Below are 18883 nucleotides of genomic sequence, written 5' to 3' on the forward strand. Positions count from 1 at the left end.
GCAGGGAACTCAAGAGGCTTCAGCAGTCTGTCCCTGAACCTGCTCTCCTGTACGGCCAAATCGTCTCTGACGGCCTGCAAAATCTTGAATTGCTGCTTCCAGGGCCTGAATATCGAAATCGGGCCAAAGCAGATCGGTGAAGTAGAGTTCGGTGTAGGCGCATTGCCATAGCAGGAAGTTGCTGATGCGTTTTTCGCCACCGGTACGGATAAAGAGATCTGGTTCAGGTACTCCTGCAAAAGAGAGGTGTTGCTCAAGCGAATGCTCATCAACATCATCTGCAGCCATCTCTCCAGACTCAACCTGTTGAGCCAGATGCCTGGCTGCCTGAGCTATATCCCAACGCCCACCGTAATTGGCCGCAACTTGCAGCAGCAATCCTTGATTGGATTCGGTTTTTTGTTCTGCCTCGGCTATTTGATTCTGGAGTTTTTCAGAAAATGCACTGCGATCGCCAATCACCTTCAGCCGAACCTTATTTCGGTCGAGTCTTTTGACCTCTTTCTTCAGCGAGCGGATGAAGAGGTCCATAATCAGATTGACCTCTTTCCGAGGCCGCCGCCAGTTTTCACTGCTGAATGCGAACAGGGTGAGTACCGGGATCTGACGCACAACACATGCCTCAACCACACGACGTACTGCTTCCACACCAGCAGGATGACCAGCATAGCGAGGAAGCCCGCGTTTTTTTGCCCACCGGCCATTGCCATCCATGATAATCGCCAGGTGCCGAGGTAGTTCAGCGACGACAGTTTGAGGGTCCATTGTCATGCCGTTTGTCATAAGGATCTCATTAAATCTCCATCAAATCCTTCTCCTTCTCCTCCAGCAACTCATCAACCTTTTTAATGTGCTTGTCTGTCAGATTCTGAATTAACTCCTGGCCACGATGCTCCTCATCCTCGGAGATCATCTTCTCCTTCACCAGGTCCTTCAAATCGTGGTTGCCATCGCGGCGAATATTGCGAATAGCAACTTTGGCATTCTCTGCTTCGTGACGGACAACACGTATCAGGTCTTTACGACGCTCTTCAGTAAGGGGAGGCATTGGAACGCGCAAAACAGATCCTGCACTCATTGGATTGAGTCCCAAATCTGATGTCATAATCGCCTTCTCTACCGCTTGCACCATATTCTTTTCCCAGGGCACAACCGTCAGCGTACGCGCGTCCTCTACGTTGATATTAGCCACTTGGCTGATCGGAACATCCGATCCATAGTAGTCGACCCGCACGTGATCCAGCAAACTGGGGTGTGCTCGGCCTGTACGTACCTTAGCCAACTCGTGGACCAGAGAATCAACACTCTTTCCCATGCGGGTTGCTGCATCACTTTTAATATCATCAATCATTTTCAGTCGCCTTTTTCCACCAGGGAGCCAATCGCCTCACCATGCATCAAACGCATGAGAGCACCGGAATCGTTTATATTCATAATACGAAGGGGCATGCCATTGTCCCGACACAAAACAATTGCAGTCGCATCCATAACCTGTAGATTTTCAGCCAGGGCACGATCGTAGGTCAAACGCGGGTAGAAGCTGGCCTGTGGATCTTTTACAGGGTCAGCAGAGTAGACACCATTAACTTTGGTTGCCTTGATCAATAGCTCTGCTTTGATCTCCACAGCTCTCAGGCTGGCCGCCGAATCGGTAGTGAAATAGGGGTTTCCTGTGCCTGCAGCCAGTATTGCAACTCGACCACTCTCCAAGCTATGCCGAGCGCCCCTTGCAGTAAAAGTCTCGCACACATCAGGCATACTCAAGGCGGAAAAAACATCAGACTTAACGCCAATTCGCGTCAGCATGTCCTGCATGGCCAGTGAGTTCATTACTGTTGCCAGCATGCCCATCTGGTCGCCTCTGACCCGATCGAAACCACCTTGAGCCAGACCTGCACCGCGAAAGATGTTACCACCACCGATGACTATGCCCATTTCGACACCGGCATCAATCAGGTCCTTGATCTCTTCAGCGACACGTTGAAGAACCTCTGGATCGATACCAAAGTCTCCGCCACCCATAAGGGCTTCGCCACTGAGTTTTAGCAGTATGCGCTGACAAATTAGAGAACTCATCTTAATCCCTTTCCCGGCTATACCGCTTTGGATGGTTGAAAAGGTCTGCAGATCGGAATCATAACCGATTCAGATTCCCAGATGCCGGTAAAACCGCCACCTCATATCACAAAACCGATAATCCGCCTGATGGCAAATAATCTGCTGACAGCAGACGCTGCATCTGCCAGCGATAACAATCTCATGCTGTACAGGATCCCGCAACAGGCGCGGGATCCGTTCAGTCAACTACTGATGCAGGTATTTTAAGACATCTTGGCTTGAGCCATGACCTCTTCAGCAAAATTTTCCTGCTTCTTCTCGATTCCTTCACCAACTTCAAAGCGCTTGTACTGCACAATCTGTGCACCTTTGCTCTTCAGCAGTTTTTCAACACTGGTATCCGGATCCTTCACAAATGCCTGACCCAACAGGGTATTTTCAGAAAGGTACTTACGCATGCGACCATCGACCATTTTGGTGACAATCTCATCCGGCTTTCCACTCTCTTTTGCCTGGGCAGTTACGATCTCACGCTCTTTATCGAGCAGATCCTGAGGCATCTGCTCAGCTGAGAGACAGATTGGATTGGTTGCAGCAATGTGCATTGCCAGATCACGACCCAGCTCTTCATCACCGCCTTCAAGTTCGAGAACCACACCGATCCGCACACCGTGACGATAGTTGACCAGGGTACCTGAGGAGGCCTGAAAGCGGGCAAAACGCCGCACATTCATGTTTTCACCCAGTTTAGAAATCAGTGCTTCTCGAGCCTGATTGACTGTGGTCTCTTCACCTTCATGCAGAGGTTGCTCCATCAGTGAGGCAACGTCATCCGAGCCTCCTGCCAGAACACGTTCAGCAACAGCCTCAGCAAAGGAAGTGAAATTGTCATCCTTGCCGACAAAATCAGTTTCACAATTGACTTCAACCATCGCCCCTTGGGTCTTGTCGTCGTTAAAGCTCAAGACGATGATACCTTCAGCAGCAATCCTGCCTGCCTTTTTGGCAGCTTTCGCCTGACCGGATTTGCGCATCTGTTCGATGGCTGCATCCACGTCACCGTTGGACTCAACCAACGCCTTCTTACACTCCATCATACCTGCGCCAGTACGATCGCGCAGTTCCTTCACCAGAGAGGCTGTAATCGCCATAATACGCCTACCTTAAATATAAGTAATGAAATATGTCTGAATGGGATTTTGACCGGATTCCGAAGAATCCAGTCATTGTTTGGATAGCTTAAGCCTGATCCGGCGCCACCTCGACAAATTCCTCATTGCTGTCCGATCCGACGCTATTAGCAGCACTGGCACGACCTTCGAGGATCGCGGCAGAAGCACCCTGCACATACAGTTGAACGGCACGGATGGCATCGTCATTGCCAGGAATCACATAGTCGATATCATCTGGATCATTATTGGTATCTACCACACCAATCACAGGAATACCCAGCTTGCGCGCTTCGGCCACAGCATTTTTCTCGTGACCGACGTCAATAATATAGAGTGCGTCAGGCAGGCCATTCATGTTTTTGATGCCGCCCAGGCTACGCTCCAGTTTTTCCAGCTCGCGGCTGAGACCCAGAGCCTCTTTCTTATTGAAACGGTGATCGACACTACCGTCTTCAAACATGGCCTCAAGCTCTTTAAGACGCTTGATAGACTGCTTGATGGTTTTGAAGTTGGTCAGCATGCCACCCAGCCAACGATGGTTGACGAAAGGCATACCACAACGCTCTGCCTCTTCGCGCACTACGTTTTGAGCAGCACGCTTGGTGCCAACAAAAAGGACTTTTCCGCCATTTGCGGAGAGAGATCCAATGAAATTCATCGCATCTTTGAACAGAGGCATAGTCTTTTCAAGATTTACAATGTGAATCTTGTTGCGATGTCCAAAGATGTAAGAACCCATTTTAGGGTTCCAATAACGGGTCTGATGCCCAAAATGTACGCCTGCCTCAAGCATCTGGCGCATTGATACTTCACTCATGAGTGACTCCTAATTGTATTGGGTTGAACCTCCACATACCCCATAATCCAACCTCATGATGCTGTTTTATAAGCAAATTATTGCTATAAACAGGATCATCCAAGGCACCCAGGACCACGTGTCGGTATGTGTGTGTTTTTACCCGCGAGAATAACCCTAGGGCTTCCGCGGACTTGGAATGCTGAACCGTTTGCGATTCAGCGGGGCGTTTTATACCATAACCTGCTTGACGCGACAATCTTGCCGCACTCCCCTTCACCCTTAACCTCCCGGACTATCAAGCGATTTCACATGGGCGTCACAATTAAAACAGCGGAAGAGATAGATAAGATGCGGCAGGCTGGAAAACTGGCCGCTGAAGTTCTGGATATCATTGCACCCCATATCCAACCTGGTGTGACAACACTGGAGCTGGATCAAATTTGCCATGAACATATCGTGAATGCACAGCGGGCTATCCCGGCACCATTGAACTACCGGGGCTTTCCCAAATCGATCTGCACTTCAGTAAACCAGGTTGTCTGTCACGGCATTCCCAATGAAAAGAGGCTAAAAAAGGGGGATATCGTGAATATCGATATTACTGTCATCAAAGATGGCTACCACGGGGATACAAGCAAAATGTTCACTGTCGGACAGCCCACAGTACTCGCGAAGCGTCTGATTGAAGTCACCCAGGACGCCCTATGGCTGGGTATCAACAAGGTAAAACCCGGATGTCGACTTGGAGATATCGGCAGTGTCATTCAGGAATTTGTTGAAAATCACCACTATACGGTAGTGCGGGAATATTGTGGTCATGGTATCGGCAAAGCATTTCATGAAGACCCTCAGGTACTCCACTATGGCCAGGCTGGAACCGGCCTGGAACTCCTGCCCGGCATGTGTTTCACCATTGAGCCGATGGTCAATGCCGGTAAGCAACAGGTCAAACTCAAACCGGATGGCTGGACTGTCATCACAAAAGACCGTAGCCTCTCAGCACAATTCGAACATACGATTCTGGTTACTGATGACGGCTTTGAAGTACTGACTCTTCGGGAAGAAGAGCGTGGCCGGTGCGCTTAATTGACCCACAACTCAATCAGTGACTGTCGCCCTGCCACAGACCAACGCCTAATATGATCGACTATCCAGCCCTGAAAGAGGCATTCACTCACGACGTTTCACCCATTCAGCCCTGCAAGGACTATCTAAAGCGGTATGCGGAGGATGTCGATGAACGCTTTTCTACCGGTCAGACGCCGACAAGTGAACTGGTTGCGGAGCGGGCCCTTCTCGTTGATGAGATACTGAAACGGGCCTGGGAACGCTTTTTTCCTGACCAGACCACAGCAACCCTGATTGCCGTAGGTGGATATGGACGTGGTGAACTACATCCTGCATCCGATATCGATATTATGGTTTTGCTGGAACGTGAGAGTCAGTTCGAAGCGTTTGAAGATCATTTACAGCAATTCCTCACCCTGCTGTGGGATATCGGCCTTGAAATTGGTCAGAGCGTAAGAACCATCAAAGATACGGTACGGCAGGCTGAGCAGGATATTACAGTCATTACCAATCTCATTGAGGCCCGCTTTTTAACTGGCTCCAAACCACTTTTCAAAACAATGCTGCAGGCGATCGGCCCTGACAAGATATGGAACAGCCACGACTTTTTCGAAGCAAAATGGGATGAGCAGAATAGACGCCATGCCAAACAGGGTTGCAGCCTGAGTAATCTGGAGCCGAATATCAAGGAGAGTCCCGGGGGATTGCGTGATATTCAAATGATCGGCTGGGTTGCCAAGCGCCACTTCCAAATCAAGGACCTGCATGATCTGGTTAACTACAAATTTCTGACCGAGGCGGAATACCAGACCCTGATAGAAGGTCAGAATCATCTATGGCGTGTGCGATTTGCCTTACACCTTCTAACAGGACGTTGCGATGACCGACTACTGTTCGATCATCAGCGAACTCTGGCCTCTTACCTCGGTTACGACGCGGATCACGCCAACCTGGCTGTCGAGTTTTTCATGCGTGACTACTATCGCACGGTTATGGAACTCAGCCGACTCAACGAGATGCTACTGCAACATTTCCAAGAGAGCATACTGCTGAAAGACAATCTCGGTGAACCCGTTGAACTCAATCACCGCTTCCAACAGCGTAGTCAATTCCTCGAAGTATCACATGAGGGGATATTCAAGCGTTACCCCACTGCCCTGCTTGAACTCTTTCTGGTCATCCAGGAGAACCCGGAACTTAAAGGGGTCAGAGCCAGCACCATACGATTGATTCGAAGCCATACCTACCTGATTGATGAGGCATTCCGGCAGGATATACGGGCCCAGAGTCTGTTCATGGAGATTCTTCGCCAACCGGCAGGGCTGACAAGGGCACTGCGTCGAATGAATATCTATGGCGTCCTGGCGGCCTATATCCCCAAGTTTGAGGATATCGTCGGGCGGATGCAGTACGACCTTTTCCATGTCTATACAGTTGATGAACACACATTGATGGTGGTTCGAAATATTCGCCGGTTGAGTGTAGCTAAATATGCAGAAGAGTATCCATTCTGTACTCATTTAGCCAATACCCTGCCAAAAGAGGAACTTATCTATCTGGCCGCCCTCTTCCACGACATCGCCAAAGGGCGCGGCGGCAACCATTCAGAACTGGGCGCAGAGGATGCCTACGACTTTTGTCGTCTACACCATTTGAGTGAATACGACAGCCAGCTGGTCAGCTGGCTGGTACGTCACCACCTGGTGATGTCGATGACTGCACAACGCAAAGACATCACAGATCCCAAAGTAGTACAGGAATTTGCAGCACTGGTTGGTGATCTGAACCGCCTGACCTACCTCTATTTGCTCACCTTCGCTGATAGCCGTGCAACTAACCCAGGGGCCTGGAACTCATGGAAGGACTCTCTACTGCGTGACCTGTTCAACGCTACCCGTCGTGCACTGATCCGAGGATTGGAGAATCCGCTCGTTCAAGATGATTTGATTCGGGAGAAGCAGCTGGCCGCCCTGCACCAGTTGCTAAACCAACAGATCGACGAGCCAGCAATTCGACAGCTCTGGTCCACTTTTACCCACGAGTACTTTCTCACCCACTCCCCGAATGCAATTCAGCGCCACACAAAGTCTATTCTGCAGACACCCCCGGATCAGTTTCCATTGATTCAGATGCGCCAGACTGAGAAAAGAGGGGGCACTGAAGTACTCTATTATGGCCCCGACCGGGACAATCTTTTCGCAGTCACCACGACGCTACTCGATCAACTCTCCCTATCGATAGTCAACGCTCGTGTTATGAGCACTTTGAATGGTCACTCCCTCAACTCATACCTGGTTCTGGAAGATGACGGCTCACCTGTGGAATTCGGCCTGCGTAGTGACGAAATCGTCAGCACCCTGACCGAGGGCCTGATCCAGGAGGGCGACCAACCACTCACTGTAAGTCGTCGTATTCCCAGGCAAAACAAGCATTTCGACAACTCAACTGATATTTTCTTCACCCAGGAACCCACCCTGGAACGCACCATCATGCGCCTGGTCACCCTGGATCGACCAGGTCTGCTCTCTGACGTTGGACAGGCCTTCGAAAAATGTAAAATCCGCTTACAGCATGCCAAAATCACCACCCTGGGTGCCCGAGTGGAAGATATCTTCTTTATCACTGATCGCCAAAATAAGCCCCTTTGGGCCAACTCCAAGCTTGAGTGCCTGAAGAACGCCGTTATGGACCGGATGCCCGAGTCTGTTGATAATCCAGAGTAGTGTGCCGAGCGGAAAACATAGTTTTCTGGTTATCCAGGCATTCTTAGAATTTTCTTGGATATGAAATCAGATGAACTATTTCCCGCCCTGGGAATCAATGGCTCTGAATCTGAGATTTTGTAAGTCGCTCTACCTATTGTAATTATTTCACAATACAAAAACTCTGCAGAGAGACCCTGTGATTACGGAATGAGGACTACTTCAGGAATATCAATGAATTGTCACATTTCAAAATAGTATTATGCTTTATAATAGGCAATTAGGTTTTAGATACCTCATTCTTAAATTCAAACGTTATTGTGCAAATTACCGTGCCAATACCATTCAGTATCGTATGATCACCAAAATGGATTCTGGCAACAGAAAGCAACGGTAGGAAACCATGAAAAAATCAGCTCTTTTTACAATCGTTACCCTCACTTATGCGCTGACCTCCTGTGGCGGCGGAGGTGGCGGTGACAACACAACGACTGATAACAACAATAACAATCCTCCCCAGGATGAACCCACCGTACAGCAACTGAACTGGGTTGCACCCTCCACCCGCACAGATGGCAGTGTTCTCGATCTCAGTGAATTGGGGGGATTCAAGCTCTATGCTGGCACCCAAGAGAATATCCTGGAGTTGATTGCTGACATTCAGGATAGCGATGCAACCAGTTACGATCTTTCAAGTTTTGCGGCCGGTGATTACTATTTTGGTATCGTAGCTTACGATTCAGATGGACTGCAGAGCCCGGTATCTGACCGGATAGTCAAAACCATTACAGAATAAAAAAACCCTGATCTCTCGATCAGGGTTTTTTTGGTTACTCAAGGATTGTCGGAGGGCTTGGCGGGTTTCCCGCTATGAAGCCTTCAGGTGGTCCAATGTAATTATCATCGATAACCAGCTTATCAATTATGAAGTAGTTATCTGGATGCGCTGCCGATGCAGTGTTGAAGTAACCACCAAGAACGTCAATGTAGTTGAACGTGCCACCTGGGCCAGCCATCTGTTGCTGCACATACAAGCCATTCAGAGCACCATCCTGTGTTGTAATGTAGAGCCTGATAACACCAGTACGGGAATTGGCTGAAAACTCAACGCTGACCCACTCTTCTGATCGTGCGTAAGGCGCTGCACCAATCCTGTACGAATCTGTGCCATCGGGCCAGAAATCGCCACCCTCATATTGACAAACCGTGTTGTCACAAGCGCCCCAGGTTCGATAGGTGCCGTCATCATAGACCCGGCCACCGATCATCGGTCTTTCACGATAGTCATTTCGGTTAAATATGATGACCTTGGTGTGAGTCAGCCCAGCTGAGTTGAATCTGGATCCGTGACGGATTAGAAACCTTACATTGAGCTGCTCTGTATCCATGCCCTGGAACTGTCCCAGGCCGTTATAGCCCTGATCAACAGTTATGGGAAAGAACTTTGCAGCGCCGCCGCCATCCCATCCACCGTTAGACATCCACTCATGCCGGGCACCATTGGTCACCCAAACGAGATCCTGATAATTGTTGGCCTCAAAATCCTCGCTGAAAGGAAACGAGGAGATTCTACGCTCAGCAGAACTGCTTAGTGGCAGCAGAATAAAAAACAGGGCGAGCAAGGCGATGACTGCATAGCGTTTATGCAGAGTTGGTAAACGTTTACTGGTGTTATTTGACATTTTCAGCCTCAGGCAAGATACAAATCCAATTCGTAAGGAAGTTTAAATTCCCGCCATGAAAAATTTGTTGAACATACTCACAAGTTACAATTCAGTCTATGCGAACTGTGAACTGAATCAAGTATAGATGGAATAGTTAACTGACGCCAAACCACTATTGCTTCATTTTCAGTGAGATAGATATCCATATACAAACCGATCATGGTAAAATACTCCACAATCAGGTGAACCACAGTCCTAAAGGGCAACTCATTGAAGATTCCGGTCATTTTCAACCCTACAGCAGTTGCAAACAATCGATTTAATCAATAACCACACAGCTAAGAGAGCAGTTGCCTGATCACATTGACTACATTGTCACTCACAAAATGTGTCGGCAAGGGGCGCTTAAAATGGAATCATAATTGTGAAAAACTGTGGTGTTAATGTGTACACACTTCACAATTTCCAGCAATTAAAATTTCCAGTGTAGTTTAGAGCCAATAGGCAAGAGTGAATGCCAAGGCTTCAGCTCAAACAGTAATATGAAACAATCCAAGGAAATCGTTGATGTCTAACAATCCAGTCTCTGGCGCCAGTTACCTGCTAAGAGGCGTTGGCCTTTTGTCTAAACCGGGCATCAGGCCGTTTGTACTGATTCCACTGTTGATAAACGTCTTGGTGTTTAGTCTGCTGATCTGGCTTGGTATCGATCAATTCGAGCAATTGATGAATCGTTTTCTTCCTGATGATGAAAGTTGGCTGGCCTGGCTTCGCTGGTTGCTTTGGCCGCTCTTCGCCATCGCCATTGTACTGATGGTTTTTTACACCTTTACTGTTATTGCCAATCTGATTGCGGCACCATTCAACGGCCTGCTTGCGGAGAAAGTCGAACTCTATTTGGGCGGAGAGCTACCCAATCAGACCAGTGGCGCAAAGCAGTTGATGAGGGAGGTTTTACCCTCCATTCTGTCTGAATTGCGCAAGCTGTCTTACTTTTTACTACGGGCCATACCGCTACTGATTCTGTTTCTTATCCCGGTAATCAATGTCGCTGCACCCTTCCTCTGGCTGCTCTTCAGCGCCTGGTTTCTTGCACTTGAATATGGGGACTATCCGATGGCCAATCATAATCTCTCATTCAAACAGCAACATAAGCGGTTGAAGCACGCTCGTATGAGTTCACTTGCATTTGGTGGCGGTCTGACATTGATGATGATGGTACCGCTATTGAATTTCGTCGCCATGCCAGCTGCGGTGGCTGGTGCGACACTATTCTGGCGGGAACAACTGCAGAAGATAGCAGATTGATATCTGTTACCCGGACTGGCCATTACCCTTACGCCAGAAATTGACGTATTCGGTCAACCCCTTCCTTCAGTTGATCCATACCGGTGGTATAAGCAAAGCGCAGGTGGGATTCAGGCTTGTTGAAACCGAAATCGAGGCCAGGGGTAACCGCCACACCAGCCTCTTCCAGGAGCTGTAGCGCAAATTTCTGGCTATCATCGGTGATATCTTTACAACCGGCATAGAGATAGAAAGCACCCTGAGGCGTCACAGGCAGGGTAAAACCCAGATCCCGCAAGGCTGGCAACAGATAATCACGGCGCGCCTGAAATGCCTGACGACGCTGTTCAAGGATATCCATAACCTGAGGGGTAAAGGCACTCAAAGCAGCAATTTGAGAGAGTGTCGGCGCTGAGAGAAACATATTTTGCGCCAGACGATCCAGAGGATCGATCAATGACTCCGGCGCGATTAACCAACCCAAGCGCCAACCGGTCATACAGAAGTACTTCGAAAAGCTGCTGATTACACAGAGATCATCACCAAAGCGCAGCGCTGTTCCCGCTGCAGATCCGTAAGTCAGCCCCAGGTAGATCTCATCAACCAAGAGTATGCCACCCAGTTCGCTCACTTTGTCATGCAGACGCTGCATCTCCGAATCTGAGAGAAGGGTGCCGGTTGGATTTGATGGAGAGGCGATCAGAACCGCTTTGGTATCTTCACGCCAAGCCTTTTCAACCAGATCTGCGGTGAGTTGATACTCGGTCTCAGCACCTACTGGTATACCGATCGGCAGCCCATCGACCATGGTTACAAAATGGCGATTGCAGGGATAACCAGGATCAGCCATGAGCACTGAATCACCAGGGTTGATCAGTACACTCATCAACAGCTGCAATGCCCCTGAAGATCCCGGGGTTATGACCACCCGGCCGGGATCAACTTCGACCTGATATTGTTGAAGATAGAAATGGGCAATCTCCTGGCGCAATTCCGGTAGGCCAGTAGCCGGAGTATAGTGGATCCTCCCCTCCACCAGGGCTGCCTGCCCTGCGGCAGACACCGGCCCAGGGGTATTGTAATCGGGCTCTCCAATCTCCATGTGAATAATCGAACGACCCTGGGCCTCCATTTTACGTGCCCTGGCCAACAGATCCATCACATAGAATGGCGCGATTTGCGCCATACGTGTTGCGATCTCTGTCATTTCAATGAACTGTGATGGAGTGCTTTCAACATCGCTACATCGGTATATTGAAAATCCAATGCAGCCCCTTCAAGCAGCTTAAATGGTTGATCTGGCTCTCCCAGGTGATCGATGACCAGACTGGCGCCTGTAAAATCATCCTCTGCCGTGTAGCCATTGGTTGTCACCAGGATAGCCCTGATAGAGGCGCGACTGGCTGACTGGACGCCATTATGGGAATCCTCCAGGGCCAGACAGGACTCAGGCGCCAGACTCATCTGCTGCATCGCCCAGGTATAGATATCTGGCGCCGGCTTCTTGGCAGGCACAATATCCCCGGCAGCGATCACTTCAAACCATGACTCAGCATCTGCATCGAGACTGTGCTGTAGCAGAGCACTGACATTGGCCGGTGTGGTAGTTGTGGCAATAGCCAGGCGTAATCCCTGCTGTCTCGATTCATTCAGCAACCGTTTCACCCCCTGACGCATGGGAATCGCGCCCTCAGAGAGCATCCTGGTGTAGTGCTCTGTTTTGGAAGCATGCAGGCCAGCTATAAACCCGTCGAGATCGGAGGGTGCTTTGAATTCAGTGTTGTAGTGCTGCAAATAGTAGCGGATACGCTCCTTACCGCCGGTTACAGCAAGTAGTGCACCATACAACTCGACAGACCACACCCAATCCAACCCGGCATCTATGAATGCCTGATTGAATGCGACTCTATGCCCATCCCTCTCTGTGTCAGCAAGGGTTCCATCCACATCAAATATCAGTGCCTCTAATTTCGACATTATCAAACCTACTGCAAATTCAAATGCTCCCAGTGTCTCATATAAACGGCAAATTTCAGAGTAGGTAAAGATGGCCAGCCGAACTTCAGGGAATAATATTCTCAACACAACCTTTATTTTTTCGAAATATTAGCCAACCTTAGTAGGTAGGGGTTAGAGTTTAAAATAATACATCACAAAGCTTCCGAGAAGATGTAGCGTTGGCGTTTTAACCTATTACCAGATGAACCATCCGGATAAAGCTGATGTTGTTTCGTTCTTTCCTTTCTGGTATAGATATGCGCCTTCACATGAGAGGTACCATGAATGGCCCAGAAGAAAGCCACAGCTAAAGGGGCTGGATCCTTCGGCATCGAGCCTTATGAACCCGTTGAGGGTGAAGAGTATATGTGCGAGGCGCACGAAAACCATTTCCGCGCCATACTCGCTGCTTGGAAAGCCAATTTAATGCAAGAGGTCGACCGAACGGTTCACCATATGCAGGATGAGGCTGCCAATTTTCCAGATCCCAACGACCGTGCTACTCAAGAGTCTGAGTTCAGCCTGGAGCTACGCACACGTGACCGTGAGCGGAAATTGATCAAGAAAATCGATGAAGCCCTTGAGCAGATAGACAACAAAGAGTATGGATTTTGCGAGTCCTGCGGAATTGAGATTGGCATACGCCGTCTGGAGGCACGTCCGACGGCCACCCTATGCATCGACTGTAAGACACTCGACGAGATTCGTGAAAAGCAGATGGGTTGATCCTGTCTCTTTTCGTTGAGCAAAAAACCGGCATAAGCCGGTTTTTTGCTTTCTGAATCCCAGGAAATAGATCACATTTGAGTTGAACATGGATTTTCCACAAATTCATGTAGCGTCAGTGATTTCACCCAATGGGGATTATGACTGTGAATAGTACTTTTTTGCAGAGATAAGAGGAATGACAACTCCCGCTTACCGAGGTCGATTTGCCCCTTCGCCCACAGGAAGCCTCCACTTTGGCTCTCTGGTTGCTGCAGTCGGCAGCTTTCTGGATGCACGACACCAGAACGGTGATTGGCTGGTAAGAATCGAGGATCTCGACCGTACAAGGGAAGTTCCCGGGGCCGCTTCCGCTATCTTGAGCAGCTTGGAGGATTTCGGCTTCTATTGGGATGATGAGGTTATCTATCAAAGTCATCGCACAGACAACTATGCTGAGATCGTCGACAGGTTATTGTCGTTAGGACTCGCTTACCCCTGCAGCTGTTCCCGAAAATCAATTCAGGCAGAGGCAGAGATCGGCGCAGAAGGCCCCATCTATCCCGGCACGTGCCGCTCAGGCGCTGTCGACAGGGAGAGACAAAACAGCATCCGCGTACTGACCCAAGAGATGGAGATAACCATTCATGACAGGGTGCGAGGATCCTATACACAGAACCTTGCGCAAGAGATCGGGGATTTCGTGATCCGACGGGCTGACGGCTTTCACGCCTACCAGCTCGCAGTGGTGGTCGATGACGCGATGCAAAAGATCACTCATGTGGTGCGTGGCGCAGACCTGCTCAGCTCAACCCCCAGACAGCACTACCTGCAGCGTTTGCTCGGCTTCAACATACCAGACTACATGCACCTTCCCCTGGTGCTTGATCGCTCTGGCCGAAAACTCAGCAAGCAGGATCAAGATACGCCTGTTGATCCTAAACGTCCCATGGATTCGCTTCTGTTGGCACTTGAATTTTTGCAGCAGCCTATCCCGCCGGAACGACCAACAACTGTGGATGAACTCTGGCAATGGTCGATTGCCAGGTGGCGTTGCGACACCATTTCAGCAAAGGCAGGTTGATTGACCAGGGTATGAAATCGTTTACTTTCAGCCGCAGTGATCTTGATCCAGCTGACTAAATACCAGACACTTCCCGGAGATACTTGAACAGCTTCCTGTAGGCTTGAGGGGGAGCGCCCCGTTCCTGTTCACGCTTTACCGCATGGATCAGATGACGAAGATGTTGTCGGTCAGCGTTTTGGTACTCTGCCAGAAATTCACCAAACACCTCACTATCACCCTCGATTAGCCGATCCCGCCAGCGTTCCAGATTGTGGAAACGGGCAACCGATGAGTGGTGTTTTTGATCCAGTTCGTCAATAACCTGCTGAATTGACGTCAGATCTTCATGCTGCAGTAGTTTACCCAGGCGTCGGTAGTGTCTGCGCATGGCGTTATGAGATTTTATCCGTTTCGCCTCTTCCAGTGCAGAGAGCATATCCTCACTCAAGGTCATTCTTGCCAGATAGGAAGTGGATAGGCCAGTCAGACGCTCACCCAACTTCTGCAGCGCCTGCATTTCCCGCTTTATTTCGCTCTTGCTGGGCCCCTCATCCCAATCCTCTTCTATGTTGTCGTCTCGAGTTTTGATTCTATCTTCTCCACAATCAGTTGCGCGGTCCTTTGACCACGAAATTCATTCACATCCAACTTATACGCCAGAAAAACCTGGGCTGTTTTTTCCGGCAGAGGTGGTTGATTGAATGCGATGGCATCGATTAACCACTCATCTGAATCATCTCCCAGCACCATTTTCAGGTGGGAATCACCAACCACTCTCTGTTGCTTCAAGGCAAACTGCCCCTCAAAGAGCGGCTCGGGGAACCCCTGTCCCCAGGGGCCAGCCTCGCGAAGCGTTTCGGCCAGGCTCAGGTTCAACTCCTGTTGCTTAAGTTCACCATCGGTCAGTACTACCCCATCAAGCAAGTCAGGATCCAGCTGTTCAGCAAGGGTAGCTTCAAAGGCCTCTTTAAATTCACTGAATAACGCTCCATCCAGGCTAAGCCCTGCTGCCATAGCGTGTCCACCGAAACGCTTGATCATACCGGGATGAAGCGTGTCGATGCGTTCAAGCAGATCTCGCATATGCAGACCCGATATGGAACGCCCGGAGCCTTTCAGTATACCTTCACCACCCTCTGCAAAAGCAATGACTGGACGATGATACTGCTCCTTTATTCGTGAAGCGAGAATACCGATGACACCCTGATGCCAACTCTTATCGTAGAGACAGAGTCCATTCGATAAAACACCATCGATCAAGGGCAATTCGCTGTTGAGGATTTTGTCGGCCTGCTGTTTCATCTCATGCTCAATAGCCCGCCTGGCGTGATTGAGCTGATCCAGCTCACGAGCTAAAGGCAGAGCCTCATCATAGGAAACACTCAACAGGCATTCGATACCCAACCCCATATCGTCCAGCCGACCTGCGGCATTCAGCCTTGGACCGACGGCAAAGCCTATGTCAGACGCCACCACGTTTTGATAAGACCGTTTCGCTACTGCCAGCATTGCCAGGATACCTGGCCTGCATCTGCCGGCCCTGATTCGCCTTAAACCCTGCCACACCAGGATACGGTTGTTTTGATCGAGGGGCACCAGGTCACTGACTGTACCCAGGGCTACAAGATCAAGCCAGTCAGCAGGTTGGGGGATGGGTAAATCGCGCTGCTGGAACCACTCTATCGATTTCAGATGGTTAAAGAGTGCCGTCATGACATAAAAGATCACACCGACCCCAGCCAGATTCCCACTGGGGAAGGAATCATCAGCTTGATTGGGATTGACGATAACCGCAGCGGCAGGCAGGTCCTGGCCAGGAAGATGGTGATCGGTGATCAGCACAGGTATACCCAGTGCACTCGCCCGTTCGACACCGGCATGACTGGAGATGCCATTATCAACAGTCACGATCAAATCGGGTGAACTTTGAGCTGCCAGATCAACGATTTCCGGAGTCAATCCGTAGCCGAATTCAAACCTGTTTGGCACCAGGTAAGATACGGCTCTACAACCAAAGGCACGTAAAGCGAGTACCGACAACGCTGTGCTGGTCGCCCCATCGGCATCATAATCACCGATGATCATTATCGACCGACCTGACTCTATAGACTCAAACAGCAGCTGAGCAGCTGCTTCCACCCCCTTCAACTGGCTCACCGGCAGAAGCTGCGACAATGTCAGTTCAAGCTCTTCCTGCCGGGAAATGCCCCTGGCACCATATATCCGCTGCAACACAGGATGAACTTCCGCTGAAAACTGATGATTTAAATTGGGATTGCCGCGCGGTCTGATTTTCACAAAGGCTTCAAACTAGGTTCAATGTAGTATAAAAAAATCCAAGGGTAGCTGTCCGCATATAGCTATGACAAATAGACCCCAGCGTATATCTTGAAGAGAGGATTCAGATCAAAAAAATCTGTAAAATCCCACGGAAACTTATGCTTGCCACCCCCCTCTAAAGGGGTGACTAAAAAAACCTCCCCCAGCGAGACATGGTCGTGTTTGCGCGGGGAGATGGAAATCTATTTTCGTGGTGCCATTCGGTGCTGTGGAAGCAAATTAAGATCATACCAGGACTATGCCAGAGTTTAGAAAAACCGACACCCTGTTTCTGAGGAGCTTATTACTACTCTTCCTAAGCCTCTTCACCTCTCACTTGCTTGCGGATGTTGAGGCGATTCTCTCCCAGCAGACTACGGGCCTGGATCAGCCGGTTCAGCTGACACTGCAGATCAAAGGAGATCAGGAGTTAAATCCTGACCTCTCTCTGCTGGAGAAGGATTTTGAGATTCTAAGCCGATCCAGTCAGCAGAGTATTTCGGTAATCAACGGTCAAATGTCTGCGAAACGATCTCTCAGACTCTCTCTGCTGCCCAAACGTGCCGGAACACTATCAATACCCGCGATCCCTATCGGCAATGAAACCACTCTGCCCCTGACCCTGCAGGTAACTGAACAACCTCAGGAGACCTCCCACAACAGGGAGAAGCTGGCGCGCATTGAATTGAGCCTCAACAAGGAGTCTGCCTACCTCGAAGAGGAGATACTTCTCACCCTGAAACTCTACCAGGCACCAGGGGTTAGAGGAGAGAGTCTGGAACCTCCCGAAGCATCCTTTGACGATACACAGATGAACCTGATCCATGAGGATCGCTATGCCAGTCAGAAAGATGGTATCGAGTATCGGGTTTTAGAGCGGGTCTATGCACTGTTTGCCCGTCAATCAGGAAAACTGACCCTGAGTGGAGCGAAATTCCGTGGCCAATCTGGCGGAAACATCGACCCATTCCTCTCACTTTTCAGCAACTCATTCCCATCACAAAAACAGAGCGGCCAATTCATCCGTAGCGAATCAAACAGTCTCTCTCTTGAGATCCTACCGATTCCCGACTCTTTTGCCGGTGATCGCTGGTTGCCTGCCAAAAACCTGCAAATAGTCGAACGTGGCATCGATGAAAACGAATTGGTGATCGCCGGCAAACCAATTACCCGACATGTGATGATTGTTGCCGATGGTATGTTGTCGAACCAATTACCGACGCTGGAGCAGACCGTGCCTGCAGGTCTCAAGCTCTATCCGGAAAGCCCCCATCTGAATGACAAAGCAAGCCGCTCAGGAATCAGCAGCACCATGCAGCAAAGCCTTACCCTGATAGCGACTGATGCGGGGAGTTACACACTTCCCGCCATGGAGATCCCCTGGTGGAACACTGAAACCAGAGAGCAGGAGGTCGCCCGGCTTCCCGCCAGGGAGATCAGTTTCATGCCCAACCCATCGGTTGCTGCCAACACACAAAACCATAACTTAGTGACTGAGAGTACGGCCGAAGAGAATCCCCCTCCGCAGACACCGGCTGATCCTGCGAAAGTAGAGCCTGAGTTTCCCTGGCTAGTGACACTGCTTGGGCTGGCCTGGTTGCTAACTATGCTTGCCTGGTGGATAAGCAGTCGAAGTAAAAAAGCTGTCGAGACCAGAGTCAAAGCCGAACCTGTAAAGACAGATCGACGCCAGGATGAACTGAAAGAGGTAGTAATACGATTGACCAGTGCATATCAGGAGCAGGATACCGTCAGCGCTCGTAGCGCCTGGTTGGCCTGGGCCCAACTCACCTGGCCTGACAATCCACCCAACAATCTGACCCGACTCGCGAAACGCTGTAATCTGCAAATCGCCTCGGCGGTAGACGCCCTTGAGCGCGCCCTATACAGCCCAACCCTGGAATCAGGCTGGTCGGACTACCCGGTGGCACAACTCATCGAGGAGAGCAGCTCAGAAAGCCCCAGGCGCTCAACCAATGAGGAGAGCATGCTGGTTCCCCTCAACCCATAACCCTAAAAAATCAGTTGACCGCTGATATCGGCAG

18 protein-coding genes are annotated in these 18883 nt (G+C 50.0%); 8 read left to right on the plus strand and 10 right to left on the minus strand.

The annotated features are described in order from the left end of the window. Positions 1-9: 9 nt before the first annotated feature. The 3 genes from uppS to pyrH are packed head-to-tail and all read right to left on the minus strand — an operon-like array spanning position 10 to position 2076. Positions 10-783: an undecaprenyl pyrophosphate synthase gene (gene uppS, locus AC4IE7_RS18330; RefSeq protein WP_490778312.1), complete on the minus strand. Its 774-nt coding sequence runs from the start codon at positions 781-783 to the stop codon at positions 10-12. 10 nt (positions 784-793) lie between these two features. Further along, on the minus strand, positions 794-1351 hold the full coding sequence (gene frr, locus AC4IE7_RS18335; protein ID WP_490778313.1) for a ribosome recycling factor: 558 nt from the start codon (positions 1349-1351) through the stop codon (positions 794-796). 2 nt (positions 1352-1353) lie between these two features. Continuing rightward, a complete protein-coding gene (pyrH, locus tag AC4IE7_RS18340; RefSeq protein WP_490778314.1) occupies positions 1354-2076 on the minus strand; it encodes a UMP kinase in 723 nt (240 codons plus the stop codon). 81 nt (positions 2077-2157) lie between these two features. Here pyrH and AC4IE7_RS18345 point away from each other — a divergent pair, with 81 nt between their 5' ends. After that, positions 2158-2325, plus strand: coding sequence for a hypothetical protein (locus tag AC4IE7_RS18345; protein WP_490778315.1), 168 nt, complete (start codon positions 2158-2160; stop codon positions 2323-2325). Here AC4IE7_RS18345 and tsf read toward each other — a convergent pair. Continuing rightward, positions 2322-3209, minus strand: a complete 888-nt coding sequence (gene tsf / locus AC4IE7_RS18350; protein WP_490778316.1) for a translation elongation factor Ts — start codon at positions 3207-3209, stop codon at positions 2322-2324. The genes AC4IE7_RS18345 and tsf overlap by 4 nt on opposite strands. Positions 3210-3297: 88 nt before the next feature. Next, positions 3298-4032 (minus strand): 30S ribosomal protein S2, encoded by a 735-nt coding sequence (rpsB, locus tag AC4IE7_RS18355; RefSeq protein WP_490778374.1) that lies wholly within the window; start codon positions 4030-4032, stop codon positions 3298-3300. A 306-nt stretch (positions 4033-4338) separates the two neighbouring features. Between rpsB and map the strand changes: the two genes are divergently transcribed. The 3 genes from map (at position 4339) to AC4IE7_RS18370 (ending at position 8595) form a co-directional block, all read left to right on the plus strand. Then, positions 4339-5115 carry a type I methionyl aminopeptidase gene (gene map, locus AC4IE7_RS18360; protein WP_490778317.1) on the plus strand — a complete coding sequence of 259 codons (777 nt, stop codon included), beginning with the start codon at positions 4339-4341 and terminating at the stop codon, positions 5113-5115. 53 nt (positions 5116-5168) lie between these two features. Next, positions 5169-7820 (plus strand): [protein-PII] uridylyltransferase, encoded by a 2652-nt coding sequence (gene glnD / locus AC4IE7_RS18365; RefSeq protein WP_490778318.1) that lies wholly within the window; start codon positions 5169-5171, stop codon positions 7818-7820. A gap of 382 nt (positions 7821-8202) precedes the next feature. Continuing rightward, positions 8203-8595: a hypothetical protein gene (locus tag AC4IE7_RS18370; RefSeq protein WP_490778319.1), complete on the plus strand. Its 393-nt coding sequence runs from the start codon at positions 8203-8205 to the stop codon at positions 8593-8595. A gap of 34 nt (positions 8596-8629) precedes the next feature. On the opposite strand, the gene AC4IE7_RS18375 is transcribed toward AC4IE7_RS18370, so the two are convergent. Then, complete coding sequence (locus AC4IE7_RS18375) at positions 8630-9481, minus strand: hypothetical protein (RefSeq protein WP_490778320.1); 852 nt, start codon at positions 9479-9481, stop codon at positions 8630-8632. 549 nt (positions 9482-10030) lie between these two features. Here AC4IE7_RS18375 and cysZ point away from each other — a divergent pair. After that, positions 10031-10771, plus strand: a complete 741-nt coding sequence (cysZ, locus tag AC4IE7_RS18380) for a sulfate transporter CysZ (protein WP_490778321.1) — start codon at positions 10031-10033, stop codon at positions 10769-10771. Between the two features lie 28 nt (positions 10772-10799). On the opposite strand, the gene AC4IE7_RS18385 is transcribed toward cysZ, so the two are convergent. Both AC4IE7_RS18385 and AC4IE7_RS18390 read right to left on the minus strand, forming a co-directional pair. Then, on the minus strand, positions 10800-11957 hold the full coding sequence (locus AC4IE7_RS18385) for a pyridoxal phosphate-dependent aminotransferase (RefSeq protein WP_490778322.1): 1158 nt from the start codon (positions 11955-11957) through the stop codon (positions 10800-10802). Beyond that, entirely contained in the window at positions 11954-12727 is a 774-nt protein-coding gene (locus tag AC4IE7_RS18390) for an HAD family hydrolase (RefSeq protein WP_490778323.1), read from the minus strand. The genes AC4IE7_RS18385 and AC4IE7_RS18390 overlap by 4 nt, the downstream gene beginning before the upstream one ends. Positions 12728-13033: 306 nt before the next feature. Between AC4IE7_RS18390 and dksA the strand changes: the two genes are divergently transcribed. Together dksA and gluQRS are read left to right on the plus strand one after the other, a co-directional pair. Further along, positions 13034-13474: an RNA polymerase-binding protein DksA gene (gene dksA, locus AC4IE7_RS18395; RefSeq protein WP_490778324.1), complete on the plus strand. Its 441-nt coding sequence runs from the start codon at positions 13034-13036 to the stop codon at positions 13472-13474. A gap of 178 nt (positions 13475-13652) precedes the next feature. Next, positions 13653-14537: a tRNA glutamyl-Q(34) synthetase GluQRS gene (gene gluQRS / locus AC4IE7_RS18400; RefSeq protein ID WP_490778325.1), complete on the plus strand. Its 885-nt coding sequence runs from the start codon at positions 13653-13655 to the stop codon at positions 14535-14537. A gap of 55 nt (positions 14538-14592) precedes the next feature. Here the strand turns inward: gluQRS and yjgA are convergent, their stop codons facing one another. Together yjgA and recJ are read right to left on the minus strand one after the other, a co-directional pair. Next, positions 14593-15153 (minus strand): ribosome biogenesis factor YjgA, encoded by a 561-nt coding sequence (gene yjgA / locus AC4IE7_RS18405; RefSeq protein ID WP_490778375.1) that lies wholly within the window; start codon positions 15151-15153, stop codon positions 14593-14595. Beyond that, a complete protein-coding gene (gene recJ, locus AC4IE7_RS18410) occupies positions 15084-16817 on the minus strand; it encodes a single-stranded-DNA-specific exonuclease RecJ (RefSeq protein ID WP_490778326.1) in 1734 nt (577 codons plus the stop codon). The genes yjgA and recJ overlap by 70 nt, the downstream gene beginning before the upstream one ends. 280 nt (positions 16818-17097) lie before the next feature. On the opposite strand from recJ, the gene AC4IE7_RS18415 reads away from it, so the two are divergent. After that, positions 17098-18849, plus strand: a complete 1752-nt coding sequence (locus AC4IE7_RS18415; RefSeq protein WP_490778327.1) for a BatD family protein — start codon at positions 17098-17100, stop codon at positions 18847-18849. The last annotated feature ends 34 nt before the right edge of the window (positions 18850-18883 follow it).

This window comes from Candidatus Thiodiazotropha sp. AKAK3 (genome assembly GCF_058244645.1).